We start from the raw sequence: 17,132 nt of genomic DNA, 5'->3' as shown, positions 1-17,132 counted from the left end.
CCGGACGACCCATGGAACGCCCCGACCCGCGGGCCGCCGCCCCGGCAGCCCCGTCGTCGACGCGGACATCCACCCCGCGGTGGTCCCGGCGCGGCTGGCCGTCGAGCTGCCCGCGCCCTGGCGGCGGCGCTACGAGCGCTTCGGGGTGCGCGGGGCCCCGCCCCGCGATCTACCCGCGGGTGCGCAACGGCGGCATGCGCGCCGACGCCCACCCGTCGTCGGGCCCGCCCGGCAGCGACCTGGGGCTGCTGCGCGAGCAGCTGCTCGACGCCTACGACCTGGTCGCCGGCGTGCTGATCCCGCTGCAGGGCCACACCTGGGGCGCCGAGGAGCCCGCCTACGCCGCCGCCCTGTGCCGCGCGCTCAACGACGTCCAGGTCGCCGACTTCCTCGACCCCGAACCCCGGCTGCGCGCCAGCATCTGCATCGCCCACGAGTCGCCCGAGCACGCCGTCGCCGAGATCGAGCGGCGCGCGGGCGACCCCCGCTTCGTCCAGGTGCTCTTCCCCAGCGGCACGCACCTGCCCGTCGCCGACGCCAAGTACCGGCCGATCTACGCCGCGGCCGCCGCGGCCGGGCTGCCGATCGGGATGCACCTCGGCGGGACCGAGGGACACCGCGGCGACGGCTGGCCGTCGTTCTATCTCGAGCAGCACGGCTGGTACGGCAACGCGATGGCCATGGCGCTCACCTCGCTCGTCGCCGGCGGGGTGTTCGACGAGCTCCCGGACCTGCGGCTGGTGCTCGTCGAGGGCGGGATCACCTGGCTGCCGTCGCTGCTGTGGGGGCTCGACGCGGGGTGGTCCGTGTTCCGCGACGACGTGCCGGGGCTGCACCGCCCGCCGTCGGAGGTCGTCCGCGAGCGCTGCTGGTTCACCACCCAGCCGATCGACGAGCCGGAGAACCTCGCGCACCTCGCGACGACGCTGCGCCACGCCGGCCTGACCGACCGGATCCTGTTCGCCTCGGACTACCCGCACTGGGACTTCGACGACCCGGTGACCGCCCTGCGGGTGCTGCCCGCCGACGTCCGGCGCCCGATCATGGCCCGCAACGCGGCCGCGCTCTACGGCGTCGACCTCCCCGGGGACGCCCTGTGAGCGCCGGGGGAGCGGTCGACGCCGACACCCACGTCGCCCCGTCGTCCCTGGCCGACCTCGCGCCCTACCTGCCCGCCTACTGGCGCGACTACGTCGAGGGTGCGGCGCTGCGCCTCGACCCGACGCAGGCCGGCGCCTACCCGCCGGGCGCCGTGGCGGCCGCGGCGCCGGTCGACGTGGCGACCCTGCGCGCCCGGGTGCTCGACGCGCCCGCCCCCGGCGGAGCGTCCGTCGACGTGGCGGTCCTGAGCGCGACCTCCGCGTTCGACGTCAGCCGCAACCCCTACTACGACGCGGCGCTGTGCCGGGCCCTCAACGACTGGGTCACCGCGACGTTCCTCGACCACGACCCCCGGCTGCGCGGCAGCATCGCCGTCCCGTCCGGCGACCCGGAGGCCGCCGTCGAGGAGATCCACCGCCGGGCCGGCGACCCCCGGTTCGTGCAGGTCACGCTGCCCGTGCGCGGGCACGACCACCGCTACGGGCACCGCCGGTTCCTGCCGGTGTTCGAGGCGATCGCCGAGCACGGCCTCGTCGCCGGGCTGCACGCCTGGGGCCGGGCCGGCTCCGCGGCGACCACCACCGGGTTCACCCACACGTACCTGCAGGACTACCTGGCCCAGGGGCAGATCGCGCAGGGGCAGCTGACCAGCCTCGTCGTCGAGGGGCTGCTGGGCCGGCTGCCCACGCTGCGGGTCGTCGTCGCCGAGTGCGGTTTCTCCTGGCTGCCACCGCTGCTCTGGCGCCTGGACAAGGAGTGGAAGGGCATCTGGCGCGAGGTCCCCTGGGTGACCCGCCCGCCCTCGGAGTACCTGCGCGAGCAGGTCCGGCTCACCTCGACCCCGGCCCACCTGCCGACCGACCCGGAGGAGCTCGCCGAAGCCCTCGAGATCCTCGACCCGGCCTCGCTCGTCCTCTACGCGGGCGATCACCCCCACGTCCACGGGGACGGCACGGAACGCCTGCTGGCCGCGCTCGACACCGCCGACCGGGCCGCCGTCCTCGGCGGGAACGCGAGGACCTTCCTGCTCGGACGGGGCGCTCCGACCCGTCCGTCCACGACCCGACCGCCCACGACCGATCCGCACCGTCGCGAGGAGGCTCCCCGATGACCCCCATCCGAGCTCGACGAGGACGGGTGCTGCGCCTGCTCGCCGTGCTGCTCGCCGCGTGCGCGGTGGTCACCGCCTGCGGCGGCGGCGACACCACCGACGACGGCCGCCAGCGCATGACGTTCCTGAACATCCTGCCGCTGGAGTCGTTGTCCTACTCCGCCGAGCTGATCGCGGACACGCAGGGGTTCTTCGCGGCGCGGGGACTCGACGTGACCTTCGAGACCACCCAGGGCTCGGCGCCCGCCATCCAGACCGTGCTCGCCGGATCGGCCGAGGTGACCCGCATCGGCGACATCGAGACGATGATCGCGGCCGGCAACAGGAACGCCCCGCTGGTCGCCTTCGGCGAGGTCATCCACCGCGGCACCATCCGCATGGTCTCCGCGGCCGACGACCCGATCACCCAGGCGGGGCAGTTCCGCGGCAAGCTCGTCGGCACCCCGTCGGAGGGCGGCACCAGCTCCATCACCCTCGACCTCGTCGCCGGTTCGGCGGGGGTGCCGCCCGCCGAGGTCCGCCGCCAGGTCGTCGGGCTCGCCCCCGGCGTGTTCGACCTGCTGACCTCCGGGCGCATCGACGCCTACATCGTCTCGCTGGACACCTCGGTGCAGCTGCAGCGCACCCGGCCCGAGGCCGTGGTCTTCGATCCCAACGACGCGATCACGGCGGGCGCGCAGGTCTACGCCACCTCCCGGGCGACCGCGCAGGACCCGGCGGAGCGGGACAAGCTGCGGCGCTACATGGCCGCCATCGACGACGCCGTCCGGTTCATCGCGGCCGACGAGGCGAACGGTTTCCGGAACACCATGGCCGCGATCTCGTCGAAGTACCGGGTGCCGGCGCTGGGCGACCCGGAGACGGCGCGGCTGGCGCTCGCGGGCTACGTCGACTCCTACACCGCGGGCGAGACCCCGGTGGGGATCTCCCCGCAGCGCTGGCGCCAGACGTACGACGAGATCACGGGCATCGGCCAGTTGCCCCCGGGCCTGGACCCGGCGCAGTGGCTGGACACCGGGATCCCGCCGACCGGGACCTCCTGAGGCCGGACCGATGAGCACCGCGAGGACAGGAGCAACCATGACCCAGGAGACCGTGGTCCGGCGGCCGGAGCCCGCTCCGGCGGCGCCCCTCGTCCCGGGACGGGCCGTCGGCCTGCGCGTCGCGGGCGTCGACAAGATCTACCCGACCCGCCGGGGGGAGGTGCACGCGCTCTCGGGGATCGACCTCGACATCGGCGCCGGGGAGTTCGTCTCCCTGGTCGGACGTTCGGGGTGCGGGAAGACGACCCTGCTGCGGGTGCTCTCGGGCCTGCTCGCCCCCACCACCGGCACGGTCGAGGCCGGGGGGCGCTCCGCGTGGGTGGGCGGGCGGCGCGACGACGCCGTGTTCGCCGAGTTCGGCCTGGTCTTCCAGGACGCGAACCTGTTCCCCTGGTTCACCGTCGTCGACAACGTCGCCCTGCCGCTCAAGCTGCGCGGGGTGTCCCGCGGCGAGCGCCGGGCCCGCGCGATCGAGCTGTGCGCGACGGTCGGGCTCACCGGCTTCGAGGACTCCTACCCGCGCGAGCTCTCGGGCGGGATGCGCCAGCGCGCGGCGATCGCCCGGGCCCTGGCCTGCGATCCGTCGGTCCTGCTCATGGACGAGCCGTTCGGTGCGCTCGACGCGATGACCCGGGACCGGATGAACCTCGAGCTGCAGCAGATCCACGCCGTCTCCGGGGCGACGGTGGTGTTCGTGACGCACTCGATCTCGGAGGCCGTGTTCCTCGCGGACCGCGTCGTGCTGCTGACACCGCGGCCCGGCCGCATCCGTTCGATCACCCCGGTGGACCTGCCCCGCCCCCGGGAGGCCGAGGTCGAGGCGACCGCCGGGTTCGGCGAGCTCGTCGTCGCGCTGCGCCGCGAGCTGGACCAGGAGGACTGAGCCGTGACGACCATCGAGAGCAGGACCGACGGCGCGGTGACCGCGGGCGAGCCGACCGGCGAGACGGAGTCGCCCTGGATGCGGCGGCTGCCCTGGGTCTCGGGCCCGATCATGCTGCTCGCCCTCCTCGGGATCTGGCAGTTCACCGTCTCCGTCGTCGGGGTCTCGGAGTTCATCCTCCCCTCCCCGGCCGCCGTCGCGGGAGCGCTCGGCCGGCTGCTCGCGGGCGACGACATCTGGGGCCACATCGGCGTCACGCTGCTGGAGGTGATCGCCGGGTTCGGCATCGCCCTGCTGGCAGGGGTGGCCGTCGGGGCGGTGCTCGGCCGTGTCGCCTGGCTGCAGCGGGCGGTCCAGCCGGCCCTGGTGTCCCTGCAGGTCGTGCCGAAGGTCGCCTTCGTGCCGATCTTCGTCATCTGGTTCGGCTTCGGTCCGACCTCGAAGATCGTCATGGCTGCCCTGCTCGCGTTCTTCCCGATCATGCTCAACGTGATGCTGGGCGTGCGCTCGGTCGACAGCGGTCACCGGGACGTCATGCGCGGGCTCGGCGCCGGGCGCTGGGCGACGTTCCGCAACATGGAGCTCCCGACGACGCTGCCCTACGTGTTCGCCGGGGCCGAGGTCGCCATCGTGTTCTCGGTGATCGGCGCGATCGTGGGGGAGTACCTCGGCGGCAGCGAGGGCCTCGGCTACCTCGTCGTCTCGAGCCTCAACGCCCTCGACGCGCCGCGGCTGTTCGCGGTGATCGTGCTGCTCGCCGTGCTCGGGTCCCTGCTCTACGTCGCGGTCACGACGGTGAAGAAGCTCGTGATCCCGTGGCACGACTCCGTGCGCACGGGCGTCTAGCGACCGGCGAGGACGCCGTCGAGCCAGCGGTAGAGGCGCTGGTGGAACACCGCGCGGCCGGTCATCTCGCAGTGTCCGGTGACGTCGTCGTCGTGGCCGAACTCGACGAACTCGGTGGGGCAGGTGAGGTGCTCGGTGAGCTTCCGCGCGTCCGCGCTGATGTCGTCGCCCGCGGTGCGGCAGACGAACGTCGGGCAGCGCACGAGGTGCTCGCGGCCCTTCATCGAGTACTCCCGCGCGAGCTCGACGTAGGCCATCGGGTCGTCGACGCCGTGCACCCAGAGGTTGCGCCGCAGCGCCCACCCCGCCGACGGCTTCCTCATGGTCGACTCGAGGGCCTTCTCCAGCACCGACAGCATCAGTCGGTTGCCGTCCGGGAGCTGGTGGGCGAGCACCCCGGGCATGCGGGCGATGACGGTGTCGTAGAGGTCGTAGGGCCCGGAGTCGGCGACGCAGGCCGCGAGGCGGTGTTCGCCGCTGGCGGCCCGCGGCGCGGTGTAGCCCCCGAAGCTCCAGCCGATGAGCACGAGCCGCTCGGCGTCCACCTCGGGGCGGGCCACCGCGACGTCGACGACGGGGGAGACGACGTTCTCCCAGTCCGGGCGGAACGGGATGCCCTGGTCGAGGATCACCGAGCCCTGCCCGGGGCCGTCGAAGGCGAGGACGTGGTACCCGCGCTCGAGTGCGGCGACCGCGTTGGCGAAGTAGAGCTCCTCGACGGTCCCGTCGTAGCCGTTGGTGAGGATGACGGTCGGGCGGGGCGTGTCGTCACCCGCGTCCCCGGCGCGGAAGAAGTAGCCGGGCAGCGTGGTGCCCTCGTAGGGGATTCCGAGGATCTCGGGCGGTGAGGCCAGCAGCGCCGCGCCCGCCCGGAAGGTCTCGGTCTGCTTGTGCGCGCTGCTGCGCAGCCGGTCGTCCACCGGCGTGCCCATGAGGAACAGCCCGGCCGTGCGGTAGTAGTTCGAGGCGCGCAGGTAGGCGTCCCGTGCGCTCACGGAGTCACCGGCCGCCGTGCTCGCCACCGCCGCCTGCTCGGCGCGCTCGGCGGTGGCGAGCCACTCGCGGTACCAGAGCTCGCCGTCGGTCTTCGTGATCCGCCGGGCGGTCTCCACGCACTCGCCGATCTCCGCCCCGCCCGAGCGGGTGTAGGCGAGGGCGCGGACGAACTGGGCATCGAAGAGGTCGTCGTGCAGGACCAGGGTCACCGGCGGTCTCCGTCTCGCGTGGCGGTGTGGGACCGGTCACCGTAGTGCGAACGGCGCAGTTCCGGATCGCGAACGCCCCCGCGTGATCGGCGGTTCCGGATCGACCGGCGAGCTCCGACGGAGCGGCGCCCCCGTACCGCCGGACCGTGTCCTGAGGACACGGTCCGCGCGAACCCCTCGACGGGTCGACCGCGCCTCAGCGGGTCACGGCGTCGGAGGCGGTGACCCCCGGGTCGTCGGCGAGGTCGTCGGACGACGTCTCCCGCAACGCCACCGTGCAGACGATCGTGAGCAGGCAGCACGCCGCGAGGATGATCGCGACGGTGACGGATCCGCCGCCGCCGGCGAGCACCGAGGCGAAGACGACGGGCGCGATCCCCGCGCCGATCCCGGCGATCTGGTAGCCGAGCGATGCGCCGGTGTAGCGGGAGCGGGTGGAGAAGAGCTCGGCGTAGAGCGCGGCGAGGGGCCCGTACATCGCGGGGTGGAGGACGCCCTGGCCGATGACCACCGCGAGCGTCAGCAGCAGCACCGCCCCGCTGTCGATCATGGGGAAGAGCAGGAAGGCGAACAGGCCCGTCGCGGCGGCACCGGCGAGCACCACCGGCCGTCGGCCCACCCGGTCGGACAGGGCCGAGAAGCCGATGATCCCGAAGATCGCGACGACCGAGCTGAGGGTGAGCGCGTTGAGCACGGTGGGGCGGGGGAAGCCGGCCTGCACGGCGTAGGAGATGACGAACGTCGTGAGCGTGCCCTGCACGGCGAACGCGGCGAAGCCGACGCCGATGGAGAGCAGGAGGTTGCGCGGGTGGTGCCGCAGGACCTCCATCAGCGGCGGCGACGCGGGCTTCTCCCGCGCGGCGTCCTCGAACACGGGGGTCTCGGCGACGCGGGCGCGGACGAACAGGCCGACGGCGAGCAGCACGACGCTGAACAGGAACGGGATGCGCCAGCCCCAGGCGAGGAACGCCGCCTCGCCGGTGAAGGAGGCCGAGGCCGCCAGCACGAGGCTGGAGAGCACCAGGCCGCTGGGCGCGCCCGCGTTGGTGAAGCTGGCCCAGAGGCCACGCCGGGAGGTGGCGTGCTCGGCGGACATGAGGACCGCGCCGCCCCACTCGCCACCGATCGCGATGCCCTGCAGGACGCGCAGGAGCACCAGCAGGATCGGGGCCCACACCCCGATCTGCGCGTAGGTGGGCAGGAGGCCGATCAGGGTGCTGCCCACGCCCATGATGCTCATGCTCAGCACGAGCATCTTCTTGCGGCCGATCCGGTCGCCGAAGTGACCGAAGATGATGCCGCCCAGCGGACGGGCGAAGTAGCCGGTGGCGAGGGTGCCGAAGCTCGCGACCGTGCCCACCAGCGGGTCGAGGTTCGAGAAGAAGACCTTGTTGAACACGAGCGCCGAGGCCGTCGCGTAGAGCAGGAAGTCGTAGTACTCGATGACGCTACCGAGGTAGCTCGACAGCACGGCTCGGCGGAGCTGTGGCCCCGATCGGTGGGTCTGAGTCATGGCGGGTGCCCTGTCTGCTCGTGGCGGGAGACGGCCGCAGGACCGGCGGAGTATCAAGGAACTTGACGTTAGAGAGCGCCTCCGGAGTGGTCAAGGCCACGCCTGATATCAAGTCTGTTGATATGCTGCCGTGCGTGACCGAGCCTGCGACCCGGACCGCCGTCGCCGGCGGTCAGCGCCTGACGTACCTGGTCAAGCGCCTGGAGATGGCCGAGCGGTCGCGGATGGAGGAGGTCCTGGGGCCGCTCGGGATGTCGCTGCAGCAGTACACGGCGCTGTCGCTCCTCGAGCGCCGTGGCGGGCTGTCGTCGGCGCAGCTCGCGCGCCGCCACTACGTGACCCCCCAGGCGATGCACCTGCTCGTGACGGCGATGGAGCGTGACGGGCTCATCGAACGTCGCGTCGACGGGGAGAACCGGCGGATCCTGCGGGCCTGGCTCACCGAGCGGGGCGAGGAGGCCCTGTGCGCGTGTCACCGGGCCGTCGACGACGTCGAGGGGCGGATGATCGCCGCCCTCGGCGACGACGAGGCCACGTCCTTCGCGCGGGCCCTCGAGCGGTGCCTCGCCGCGCTCGCCGAGCCCCGCGTCCCGCCCGCCGCCGGATCTCCCGTGAGGACACCCTGATGGATCTCGACCAGCTGGACGCCATCGACGTGCACGTCCACGTCGAGCAGGACAGCCACGGCTGCTTCTCCGTCGACCAGGAGCTGCTCGACGCGTCGGCCAAGTACTTCCGGGCCGACCAGGACCGCACGCCGACCGTGGCCGACATCGCCGAGCACTACCGCGCCCGGCGCACCGCCGCGGTCGTGTTCACCGTCGACGCGCCCGCCGGCACCGGGCACCCGCCGCTGTCCAGCGAGGAGATCGCCGACCAGGCGGCCGAGCACCCCGACGTGCTCATCCCGTTCGGGTCGGTGGACCCGCACGCGGGCAAGGCCGCGGTGGCGCGGGCCCGGCGTCTCGTCGAGGAGCACGGGGTGCGCGGCTTCAAGTTCCACCCCAGCCTGCAGGCGTTCGAGCCGAACGACGTGCGCTTCTACCCGCTCTACGACGCGATCCAGGAGCTCGGCGTCCCCGCGCTCTTCCACACCGGGCAGACCGGGATCGGTGCGGGCCTGCCCGGGGGGCGGGGCATCAAGCTGCGCTACTCCGACCCGATGCTGATCGACGACGTCGCCGCCGACTTCCCGTATCTGACGATCGTGCTCGCGCACCCGTCGGTGCCGTGGCAGGACGAGGCCATCTCGATCGCCACGCACAAGCCCAACGTCTACATCGACCTCTCCGGCTGGTCGCCGAAGTACTTCCCGCCGCAGCTGGTGAAGGCGGCCAACTCGCTGCTCAAGCGCAAGGTGCTGTTCGGCTCCGACTTCCCCGTCCTCACCCCCGACCGGTGGCAGGCCGACTTCGCGAAGCTCGAGATCAAGGACGAGGTGCGGCCGCTGATCCTCAAGGAGAACGCGACGCGGATGCTCGGCCTGGAGGGCGCGGCCTCGTCCTGAGCGGGCTTCTCAGAGGTGCTCGGCCAGCCACGCGGCGATCCGAGGGTGCCACGTGCGCTGCGCGCCGGCCCGGTCGAACCCTGGGGGATCGAGAGCAGGAGGCAGGCCGGCGGCGACGGCTCGCGGCCCGAACGGCGTGAGCGCGGCGAAGTGCCCGGCCCCCTCGACGACGTGGTGCGTCGCGTGGGGGACGCCCGCGGTGACGAGCGCGCCGTGCCAGGCCGGGGTGTGCTCGTCGTGCTCTGCGGTGAGCACCACCGTCGGGACGTCGACCTGCGCCAGGGCTCCGGGCGCGTCGAACCAGGGCGTCGCGGGCATGAGGAGGACGAGTGCGGCGACGCGCTCGTCACGGCTCACCGCGATCGGCCGCGCGACCCCGTCGGCGGTCTCCCACGGCAGGGCGTGGGGCCGTGCCCCGGCGAGGGCCAGCGCGGTCGCCGCCCCGAGCGAGTGTCCGACGAGCCCGATCCGGGGCGGCTCCGCGGATGCCCCCAGCGCCTCGAGGGCGAGATCGACGGCCTCGACCGACTGCCGCGTCCGCACCGTGAGCACCTCGGCCGTCCCGGCGAGCCCGTCGTCCCCGAGGCGATTGCCCGCGTGGGAGAGCGCGGCGACGGCGAAGCCCGCGTGCGCGAGGTCCGCCGCGAGCCCCCGGTAGACGTCGGGCGTGGACCCGGTGCCGTGCGAGAGGAGCACCAACGGCGGCCGCCCCGCGACGGGGCCGTCGGGCACGGCGTCGATCGCGAACCGGCCGTAGGGCGTCCCGACCGGGTCCCCGAGGGACGGGTAGGTGAGCAGCACCTCGGGGAGCGTGCGCAGGCCGATCGCCACGGGGGGACGGTAGGCCTGTCGCTCAGACGCCGGCCCTCTCGGCGGCGGGAGCGCGGGCGATCAGCCGGGACGCGGCGACCGCGCCGACCCCGGTCAGCAGGGTGATGATCACGAGGTAGCCCGAGGCCCCCACGATGCCCAGGGGCGAGGCCAGCAGCAGCGTGACGATGATCGGGGCGAGCGCACCGCCGACGATCGACCCGAGCTGGTAGCCGACGGAGGCGCCGCTGTACCGGATCGCGACGGGGTAGCACTCCGCGGCCAGGGCCCCGGACGGTCCCCACATCGGGGCGGACGCCCACCGGGCGCCGGCCACCGCGACGGCGATGAGGATCAACGACCCGCTCGCGAGCAGCGGCAGGAACGCGGCGGCGACGACGGCGGTGGCCAGCGCCCCGAAGAGGATCGTGCGGCCGTGCCCCCACCGGTCGGACGCGGCGGAGAACCACAGGATGATCGGCACCTCGATCACGGCGACGACCAGGACGACGCCGATCAGGGCGGCGCGCGGCAGTCCGAGCGAGCTGGTGCCGTACTGGATCGAGTACGTCGCGGCCATGTAGCCGATGCCGGTGATCCCGGTGAACATCGCGATCCCGCAGAGCACCTGCGGGAAGTGGTTGCGCAGCACCGACGCCAGCGGCAGGGCCATCGACCCGGACTTCTTGACCGCGACGAACTCCGAGCTCTCCTCGATGCGCAGCCGCACGTAGAGCCCGACGCCGACGAGCAGCGCGCTGAGCAGGAACGGGATGCGCCAGCCCCAGGAGCCGAAGGCCTCGGTGGACATCGAGGCGGCGAGCACGAGGAACATCGCGTTGGAGGCGATCAGGCCGAGCGGCACCCCGAGCTGGGGGAAGCTGCCGTAGAAGCCGCGCTTGGACTCGGGCGCGTGCTCCACCGAGATGAGCACCGCCCCGCCCCACTCGCCGCCCACGGCGAAGCCCTGCACGAGGCGCAGCACCACGAGCAGGATCGGGGCGAGCGCGCCGATCGTCGCGTAGGTGGGCAGGACGCCGATGAGCGTGGTGGCCACACCCATCGTCACCAGCGTCGTGACGAGCGTGGCCTTGCGGCCGATCCGGTCGCCGAGGTGGCCGAAGACCACGCCGCCGATGGGGCGGGCGAGGAACCCGACGGCGAACGTCGCGAACGCCGCGAGCGTGCCGGTGAGCGTCGAGACGTTCGGGAAGAACTGCGGCGCGAACACCGTGACGGCGGCGAGGCCGTAGATGTAGAAGTCGTACCACTCGATGGACGTGCCCACGAGGCTCGCGAGCGCGACCTTGCGGACCTCGCGCCCCGAGGGTGGTGCGGCGTCGGGCGGGGTGGTGGTCACGGGAGCCCTCCTCGGGCATCGGGAGCGGGCAGGCGGGGGATCGGGCGGGGAAACGGGCGGGGGATCGGGCGCGGGGATCAGGCGGGCATGCGCGCGGGCCGGCGGCCCGGGCGGGCGGCGAGGGCGTGCGAGACGCCGCTCGCGCTGGTGCGCACCAGCGGCGCGAGCACCGAGACCGGCGGCGTGCCCCGGTGCGCGACCACCGACAGGGCGGCGACGACCGCGCCGGAGGCGTCCCGGATCGGGGCGGCGACGGACACGGCGTCCGCGGTGACCTGCCGGTCGCTGACGGCGTAGCCGCGCTCGCGGACCGCGGCGAGGGCCTCACGGATGCGCGCCGGGTCGGAGAGCGTCCACGGCGTGTGGCGCGGGAACGGCCCGGCGAGCACCCGCTCGACGACGTCGGCCGGGGCGTGGGCGAGCAGCACCAGCCCCACGCCGGTGGCGGTGAGCGCGAACCGGCCGCCGACCCGGGTGAGCACGCCGACCGCGCGGGTGCCGGCGAGCCGCTCGACGTAGACGACCTCGTCCTCCTCGCGGACCGCCAGCTGCACGTTCTCGCGGGTCACCTGGCAGAGGTCCTCGAGGTAGGGGAGGGCACGCTCGCGCAGCCCGGGACCGCGCGGCGCGAGCGCGCCGACCTCCCAGAGCCGCAGCCCGATCTGGTAGCGCCCGGCGCCGTTGCGCTCGACCGCGCCCCAGGCCTCGAGCTCCGCGACGAGCCGGTGCGCGGTGGACAGGGGTATCTCGGCGCGGCGGGCGAGCTCGCTGAGCGTCATCGTCGGGCGGTCGTCGGAGAACGCGGCGAGCAGCCCGAGCGCGCGGGCCACCACCGGGCCGGTGCTCGCGCTCCGGGCGGCCGCCAGGTTCGTGGGAGGCGCGGTGGCGGGCGGCGCCGGGTCGGTGACGTCCATGTCAACTCCGGGTGTGCTCGAGGGCGCGTCGGAGTCTGGGGGACGCTCTGTGATCGACCCAACACACGTTTCCGGATGCCGGAAGGGCGGAATCGGTCGGCAGGGGCCTCAGGCGGGCACGAACCGGACCGGCACCGACGCGAAGCCGCGGAGCCAGTTCGACAGCCGCGGCGTGGACTCCCCGGCCGGCTCGAGCCGTGCGACCCGCCGGGCGAGGGTCCCGAGCAGCGCCTCGGCCTCCAGCCGCGCGATCACCTGGCCGACGCAGTTGTGCACGCCGGCGCCGAACGCGGTGTGGCCGGCGGCCCGGCGGTGGAGGTCGAACGTGTCGGGGTCGTCCCAGCGCCGGGGGTCCCGGTTGGCGGCGCCGAGCATGAGCAGGATCTTGGTGTCGGGGGCGACGACGGCGCCGGCCTCACCTCCGACCTCGACCTGGCGGGTGGCGGTGCGACCGATCACCGGGCTGGGCGTGTGGAACCGCAGCCCCTCCTCGAACGCCGCCCGCGCGAGGCCCGGGTCGTCGTGCAGGGCCGCCCACTGCTCCGGTCGTCGCGCCAGCTCGTGGATCACCGACGCGAACGCCAGGATCGTCGTGTCGATGCCCGCGGAGAGGAAGGAGCGCACCAGCAGCGCGGCCTCGTCGGCGGTGACGTCGCCGGAGTCGACGTAGGCGTGGATGGCCGCCCCGATCCCCTCCGGGGCCAGGGCCTCGCGGCGCATCTGCCACGCCACGTACTCCCGGGCGCCCTCGCCACGACGTTCGGCCTCGTCGCGCAGCACCCCCGGCGGACCCATCGACTGGAAGTTGAGGTCGGCGTAGGGCAGCAGGTACTCGCGGCCCTCGGGCGCCATGCCGACGGCGTCGGGCAGTACCGTCATCGGGAACCGCTCGGCGACGGCGACCGCGGCGTCGACCTCGCCCGCGTGCAGGGCGTCGTCGACGACCTCCTCGGCCGCGGCCGCGAAGCGCTCGGCCAGCCCGGCGAGGGCCCGCGGCTGCAGCACGCGGTTCATCACGCGGCGGGCGCGGGTGTGGGCGGGCGGGTCGGCGTCGAGCAGGACGCTCGGCGGGCGCCACGTCTCGCCGCGCCGGATGTCGGTGAGCCCGGTACCCGCGGCGGACGACCACGTCGCCGGGTCGCGGAACGCCGCCGCCACCTCCGCGTGCCGACCGGTGGCCCACACGCCGTGCGCCGGCAGCCACACGAACGGCGCCGCCTCGCGGATCGCGGCGTCGACCGGCAGCGGGTCGGCGAGCACGTCGAGGGCGAACGGGTCCACGTCGAGCTCCACCACGCCGTCATGACACCACCGCGCGGCCCGGCCGAGACATCGATCTCCCGGATGCCGGGAGGGGTCGTGGCGGGTGGCCGCGTGGCCTCCGCACGCTCGGTCGACCGCCACCACCGAGGAGCCGTCGTGACCGCCACCCCCAGCCCGCTGCGCGCCGCGCCCGAGACCTTCGCCCGTCGCGAGTGGCCCCGCGCCGCCTGGTACGCCGCCGCCTACGACGTCGAGGTGGGCGCGCACCTGCTCCCGCGCACCGTGGCGGGGGCGTCGCTCGTGCTGTTCCGGACGCCGTCGGGCGAGGCCCGCGCGCTGGAGAACGCGTGCTGGCACCGCCTGCTGCCGCTCTCGGAGGGGAAGCTCCTCGGCGACGAGGTGATGTGCGGCTACCACGGGCTGCGCTACGACGCCGACGGCCGCTGCACGTTCATGCCGTCGCAGAAGACGGTGAACCCGTCGGCGCGGGTGCGCTCCTATCCCGTCGCGGAGCGGCACCGCTTCGTCTGGGTCTGGACCGGCGACCCCGCCGACGCCGACCCGGCGACGATCCCGGACCTGCACTGGAACGACGACCCCGCGTGGGCCGGCGACGGCCGGCTGATCCACGTCGACTGCAACTACAAGCTGATCGTCGACAACCTCATGGACCTCACCCACGAGACGTTCGTGCACGGCGGCAGCATCGGGCACCGGTCGGTGGCCGAGTCGCCGTTCGAGGTGACCCACGGCAAGGGCACCGTCACCGTCACCCGCTGGATGATCGACGTGGAGGCGCCGCCGTTCTGGGCGCGCCAGCTCGAGTGGCGCGGGGCGCCGACGGGCAACGTCGACCGCTGGCAGATCATCCACTTCACCCCGCCCGGGACGATCGCCATCGACGTCGGCGTCGCCCCCACCGGCACCGGCGCGCCCGAGGGCGACCGCTCGCAGGGCGTCAACGGGTTCGTGCTCAACACGATGACCCCGGAGTCGCCCACCTCGACCCACTACTTCTGGGCGTTCGCCCGTAACTACGCGCTCGGCGACCAGCGGATCACCACGCTGCTGCGCGACGGCGTCTCCGGGGTGTTCGCCGAGGACGAGGAGGTGCTCGCCGCCCAGCAGCGGGCCATCGACGCCCACCCGGACAAGGAGTTCTACAACCTCAACATCGACGGCGGCGCGATGTGGGCCCGCCGGATGATCGACCTGATGCTCGCCGCCGAGGACGACTCCTACGCCGAGGCGGGCGCGCAGGCCGAGCGCGACATCGCCGAGCACCACCGCGCCGACCCCGGCGACGGCGCGGAGCGCGAGGTCGCGCGGGCGCGGGCGGAGGCCGAGCGCGCCCGGAGCGGGTCGTGAGCAGCACCTTCGTCGGTGCCCGGGTCCGCGCGGTGCGGGCCGTGGCCGACGAGGTGCGCCAGGTGGAGCTCGTCCCCGACGACGGCGCCCGCGCCTACCCGCCGGGCAGCCACCTCGACCTCGCGCTGGAGATCGACGGGCTGCCCGTGGTGCGGTCGTACTCCGTGGTCGGCGCGGCGCCCGAGGACGGTGCCTACCGGATCGCGGTGAAGCTGCTGCCGGACAGCCGCGGCGGCTCGCGCCGGGTGCACGGGCTCGCGGCGGGCGACCGCCTCGAGCTGCGCCACCCCACCAGCCACTTCGAGCTCGACCCGCGACGACCCGGCTACCTGCTCGTCGCCGGCGGCATCGGCATCACCCCGCTCGTGGGCATGGCCGAGGTCCTGGCCCGGCGCGCGGCCCCCGTGCGCCTGGCCTACGCCGGCCGCCGACGTGCGGCGATGCCGTTCGTCGATCACCTGCGCGGGCTCCTCGGCGACGCCGTCGTGACGGCCGCGGGCGAGGACGGCGAGCGGCTCGACCTCGCCGCCGAGATCTCGGGCCTGCACCCCGACGGCGAGGTGTACGTCTGCGGCCCGCCGCGGCTGACCGACGCGGTGCGGGCGTGCTGGGCCGCGCAGGGCCGCCCGGCGCGACGGCTGCGCACCGAGACGTTCGGTACCGCGGGGCGGCACCCGACCGAGGCGTTCGACGTCGAGGTCCGCGACCACGGGCTGACCATCCACGTCCCGCGCGACCGCACGCTGCTCGCGGCGCTGCACGACGCCGGGGTGGACATGGTGTGGGACTGCCTGCGCGGCGAGTGCGGGCTGTGCACGGTCGGCGTGCTCGGGGATGCCCCCGTCGTCGACCACCGCGACGTCTTCCTCGACGAGGCGGAGCAGCAGGACTCGACCCGGCTCTGCGCGTGTGTCTCGCGGGCTGTCGGCGGGCGCCTCACCATCGACACCGGCTTCCGCCCGTGAGGATCGGTCCCGCCGTGATCAACCTATAGCGCGCGACGGGGCTTGCGGCAAGCCCTCACCGGCGCCGGAGAATCCCCGCCCGCAGGCGGAGCGGGCGGCGGACGGGGAGCGGTCATGGCGGGCGAGCAGGACACGGGCAGCGGGCCGACCCCGTTCGAGGTCCACGAGCAGGGCGTCCTCCTGCACGGGACCAAGGCGGACCTCGCGGTCGGCGACCTGCTGGTGCCCGGGCGCGAGTCGAACTACGAGGCGGGGCGGATCATGAACCACGTCTACGTGACCGCCACGCTCGACGCCGCGGCCTGGGGCGCCGAGATGGCGCCCGGCGACGGGCCGGGGCGCATCTACCTCGTCGAGCCCACCGGGGAGATCGAGGACGACCCGAACGTCACCGACAAGAAGCTGCCGGGCAACCCCACCCGCTCCTACCGGACCCGCGAGCCCGTGCGCGTCGTCGGCGAGCTCGAGGGCTGGACGGGGCACACCGCCGAGCAGTTGCAGGCGATGAAGGACGGCCTCGCCGACCTGCGGCGACGCGGAGCCGCCGTCATCTTCGACTGATCGGTGCCCGGCGTCAGCGGCGGATCAGCCACCGGCTCCGGAACGTCAGGGCCCGTTCGGTGGCCGCGAGGGCCCCGGCGAGCCCCACGGCGATCGTCCCGCCGGTGGAGAGACGGATCGGCGAGGTGAACGTGCCGAGGTGCTGGGCGATCACCGGGCTGTGGGTCACCGTGTCGATGCCCTGCAGGAGCGCGACGGCGCCCGCGGCCAGGAAGACGACCACGGCCACGGCACCGAGGACGGTGCTGGTGCGCGGGAACCGCTCGCCGAACCGGGCGCGCAGGCCCTCCTGGGTCCGCGGGTGCGGGCGCAGCACGTGTTCGGCGCCGTCCTCGGTGACGTGGTGCATGCGCCTGAGCCCGTACTGGCTGGTGGCGACCTCGATGACGCCGCCGGGCACCGCGAAGGTCGCGGGGAGGTTCGCACGGGCGACCTGCACGCCGTCGCGGTAGAGGGAGGCGGGGCTCCTCGCGGTGGTGCTGTCGGCCGCGTGCCGGACGTCCACCTCGAAGAGGTGGCGGTGCCCGGAGGCGTCCGGCAGTTCGAGCGAGAACAGTGAACGGCTCAGGATCTGCCAGAGGCGGAAGTCCGGGAGCGGGCTGCCGTCGCCGGGCCTGACCCGGGAGAGCCGGCGGCGCCGTCGGTAGGTGGTGAACATGGTGTCGTCCCCGTCGGGTGCGGT

17 protein-coding genes are annotated in these 17,132 nt (G+C 74.0%); 10 read left to right on the top strand and 7 right to left on the bottom strand.

All coding sequences use genetic code 11. The annotated features are described in order from the left end of the window. The first annotated feature begins 11 nt into the window (after positions 1-11). From ACQPYN_RS18380 to ACQPYN_RS18360, 5 genes are read left to right on the top strand one after another with little or no spacing between them, the layout of a single operon-like run. The gene (locus tag ACQPYN_RS18380; protein ID WP_433025758.1) at positions 12-1,100 is read left to right on the top strand and encodes an amidohydrolase family protein; all 1,089 of its coding nucleotides are present in this window, start codon (positions 12-14) and stop codon (positions 1,098-1,100) included. Beyond that, complete coding sequence (locus tag ACQPYN_RS18375) at positions 1,097-2,212, top strand: amidohydrolase family protein (RefSeq protein ID WP_433025755.1); 1,116 nt, start codon at positions 1,097-1,099, stop codon at positions 2,210-2,212. The genes ACQPYN_RS18380 and ACQPYN_RS18375 overlap by 4 nt, the downstream gene beginning before the upstream one ends. Continuing rightward, on the top strand, positions 2,209-3,255 hold the full coding sequence (locus ACQPYN_RS18370; RefSeq protein WP_433025752.1) for an ABC transporter substrate-binding protein: 1,047 nt from the start codon (positions 2,209-2,211) through the stop codon (positions 3,253-3,255). The genes ACQPYN_RS18375 and ACQPYN_RS18370 overlap by 4 nt, the downstream gene beginning before the upstream one ends. Before the next feature lie 37 nt (positions 3,256-3,292). After that, positions 3,293-4,138 (top strand): ABC transporter ATP-binding protein, encoded by an 846-nt coding sequence (locus ACQPYN_RS18365; protein ID WP_433025749.1) that lies wholly within the window; start codon positions 3,293-3,295, stop codon positions 4,136-4,138. A 3-nt stretch (positions 4,139-4,141) separates the two neighbouring features. Beyond that, positions 4,142-4,984 (top strand): ABC transporter permease, encoded by an 843-nt coding sequence (locus tag ACQPYN_RS18360; RefSeq protein ID WP_433025746.1) that lies wholly within the window; start codon positions 4,142-4,144, stop codon positions 4,982-4,984. On the opposite strand, the gene ACQPYN_RS18355 is transcribed toward ACQPYN_RS18360, so the two are convergent. Then, the gene (locus ACQPYN_RS18355; RefSeq protein ID WP_433025743.1) at positions 4,981-6,189 is read right to left on the bottom strand and encodes an alpha/beta hydrolase family protein; all 1,209 of its coding nucleotides are present in this window, start codon (positions 6,187-6,189) and stop codon (positions 4,981-4,983) included. The two genes, ACQPYN_RS18360 and ACQPYN_RS18355, sit on opposite strands and share 4 nt — an antisense overlap. Positions 6,190-6,385: 196 nt before the next feature. After that, entirely contained in the window at positions 6,386-7,702 is a 1,317-nt protein-coding gene (locus tag ACQPYN_RS18350; protein WP_433025740.1) for an MFS transporter, read from the bottom strand. Positions 7,703-7,836: 134 nt separating this feature from the next. Here ACQPYN_RS18350 and ACQPYN_RS18345 point away from each other — a divergent pair, with 134 nt between their 5' ends. Both ACQPYN_RS18345 and couO read left to right on the top strand, forming a co-directional pair. Further along, positions 7,837-8,328 (top strand): MarR family winged helix-turn-helix transcriptional regulator, encoded by a 492-nt coding sequence (locus ACQPYN_RS18345; protein ID WP_433025737.1) that lies wholly within the window; start codon positions 7,837-7,839, stop codon positions 8,326-8,328. Further along, entirely contained in the window at positions 8,328-9,209 is an 882-nt protein-coding gene (couO, locus tag ACQPYN_RS18340; protein ID WP_433025734.1) for a 4-hydroxyphenyl-beta-ketoacyl-CoA hydrolase, read from the top strand. Before ACQPYN_RS18345 ends, couO begins: the two co-directional genes overlap by 1 nt. 9 nt (positions 9,210-9,218) lie before the next feature. On the opposite strand, the gene ACQPYN_RS18335 is transcribed toward couO, so the two are convergent. The 4 genes from ACQPYN_RS18335 to ACQPYN_RS18320 form a co-directional block, all read right to left on the bottom strand. Next, entirely contained in the window at positions 9,219-10,040 is an 822-nt protein-coding gene (locus tag ACQPYN_RS18335; RefSeq protein WP_433025731.1) for an alpha/beta hydrolase family protein, read from the bottom strand. 22 nt (positions 10,041-10,062) lie between these two features. Then, positions 10,063-11,379 carry an MFS transporter gene (locus tag ACQPYN_RS18330; RefSeq protein WP_433025728.1) on the bottom strand — a complete coding sequence of 439 codons (1,317 nt, stop codon included), beginning with the start codon at positions 11,377-11,379 and terminating at the stop codon, positions 10,063-10,065. Positions 11,380-11,456: 77 nt separating this feature from the next. Next, positions 11,457-12,293, bottom strand: a complete 837-nt coding sequence (locus tag ACQPYN_RS18325) for an IclR family transcriptional regulator (RefSeq protein ID WP_433025725.1) — start codon at positions 12,291-12,293, stop codon at positions 11,457-11,459. 108 nt (positions 12,294-12,401) lie between these two features. Then, positions 12,402-13,589 carry a cytochrome P450 gene (locus ACQPYN_RS18320; RefSeq protein WP_433025722.1) on the bottom strand — a complete coding sequence of 396 codons (1,188 nt, stop codon included), beginning with the start codon at positions 13,587-13,589 and terminating at the stop codon, positions 12,402-12,404. Positions 13,590-13,712: 123 nt separating this feature from the next. Here ACQPYN_RS18320 and ACQPYN_RS18315 point away from each other — a divergent pair, with 123 nt between their 5' ends. From ACQPYN_RS18315 to arr, 3 genes are all read left to right on the top strand, one after another. Next, the gene (locus tag ACQPYN_RS18315; protein WP_433025719.1) at positions 13,713-14,924 is read left to right on the top strand and encodes a Rieske 2Fe-2S domain-containing protein; all 1,212 of its coding nucleotides are present in this window, start codon (positions 13,713-13,715) and stop codon (positions 14,922-14,924) included. After that, complete coding sequence (locus ACQPYN_RS18310; RefSeq protein WP_433025716.1) at positions 14,921-15,889, top strand: PDR/VanB family oxidoreductase; 969 nt, start codon at positions 14,921-14,923, stop codon at positions 15,887-15,889. The genes ACQPYN_RS18315 and ACQPYN_RS18310 overlap by 4 nt, the downstream gene beginning before the upstream one ends. Before the next feature lie 114 nt (positions 15,890-16,003). Next, positions 16,004-16,450 carry an NAD(+)--rifampin ADP-ribosyltransferase gene (gene arr / locus ACQPYN_RS18305; protein WP_433025713.1) on the top strand — a complete coding sequence of 149 codons (447 nt, stop codon included), beginning with the start codon at positions 16,004-16,006 and terminating at the stop codon, positions 16,448-16,450. Between the two features lie 13 nt (positions 16,451-16,463). Here the strand turns inward: arr and ACQPYN_RS18300 are convergent, their stop codons facing one another. After that, positions 16,464-17,108, bottom strand: coding sequence for a hypothetical protein (locus ACQPYN_RS18300; protein ID WP_433025710.1), 645 nt, complete (start codon positions 17,106-17,108; stop codon positions 16,464-16,466). Between the last annotated feature and the right edge of the window lie 24 nt (positions 17,109-17,132).

Source organism: Actinomycetospora sp. CA-053990 (assembly GCF_050948445.1).
GTDB classification, from domain to species: domain Bacteria; phylum Actinomycetota; class Actinomycetes; order Mycobacteriales; family Pseudonocardiaceae; genus Actinomycetospora; species Actinomycetospora callitridis.
Note: the sequence above shows the minus strand (reverse complement) of the source record. Positions and strands in the feature narration are given on the sequence as shown.

Bases quoted from the DNA above. Each gene is read 5' to 3' on its own strand.
- ACQPYN_RS18380 (WP_433025758.1), top strand. From the start codon at position 12: ATGGAACGCCCCGACCCGCGGGCCGCCGCCCCGGCAGCCCCGTCGTCG.
- ACQPYN_RS18370 (WP_433025752.1), top strand. From the start codon at position 2,209: ATGACCCCCATCCGAGCTCGACGAGGACGGGTGCTGCGCCTGCTCGCC.
- ACQPYN_RS18365 (WP_433025749.1), top strand. From the start codon at position 3,293: ATGACCCAGGAGACCGTGGTCCGGCGGCCGGAGCCCGCTCCGGCGGCG.
- ACQPYN_RS18350 (WP_433025740.1), bottom strand. From the start codon at position 7,702: ATGACTCAGACCCACCGATCGGGGCCACAGCTCCGCCGAGCCGTGCTG.
- couO (WP_433025734.1), top strand. From the start codon at position 8,328: ATGGATCTCGACCAGCTGGACGCCATCGACGTGCACGTCCACGTCGAG.
- ACQPYN_RS18325 (WP_433025725.1), bottom strand. From the start codon at position 12,293: ATGGACGTCACCGACCCGGCGCCGCCCGCCACCGCGCCTCCCACGAAC.
- arr (WP_433025713.1), top strand. From the start codon at position 16,004: ATGGCGGGCGAGCAGGACACGGGCAGCGGGCCGACCCCGTTCGAGGTC.
- ACQPYN_RS18300 (WP_433025710.1), bottom strand. From the start codon at position 17,108: ATGTTCACCACCTACCGACGGCGCCGCCGGCTCTCCCGGGTCAGGCCC.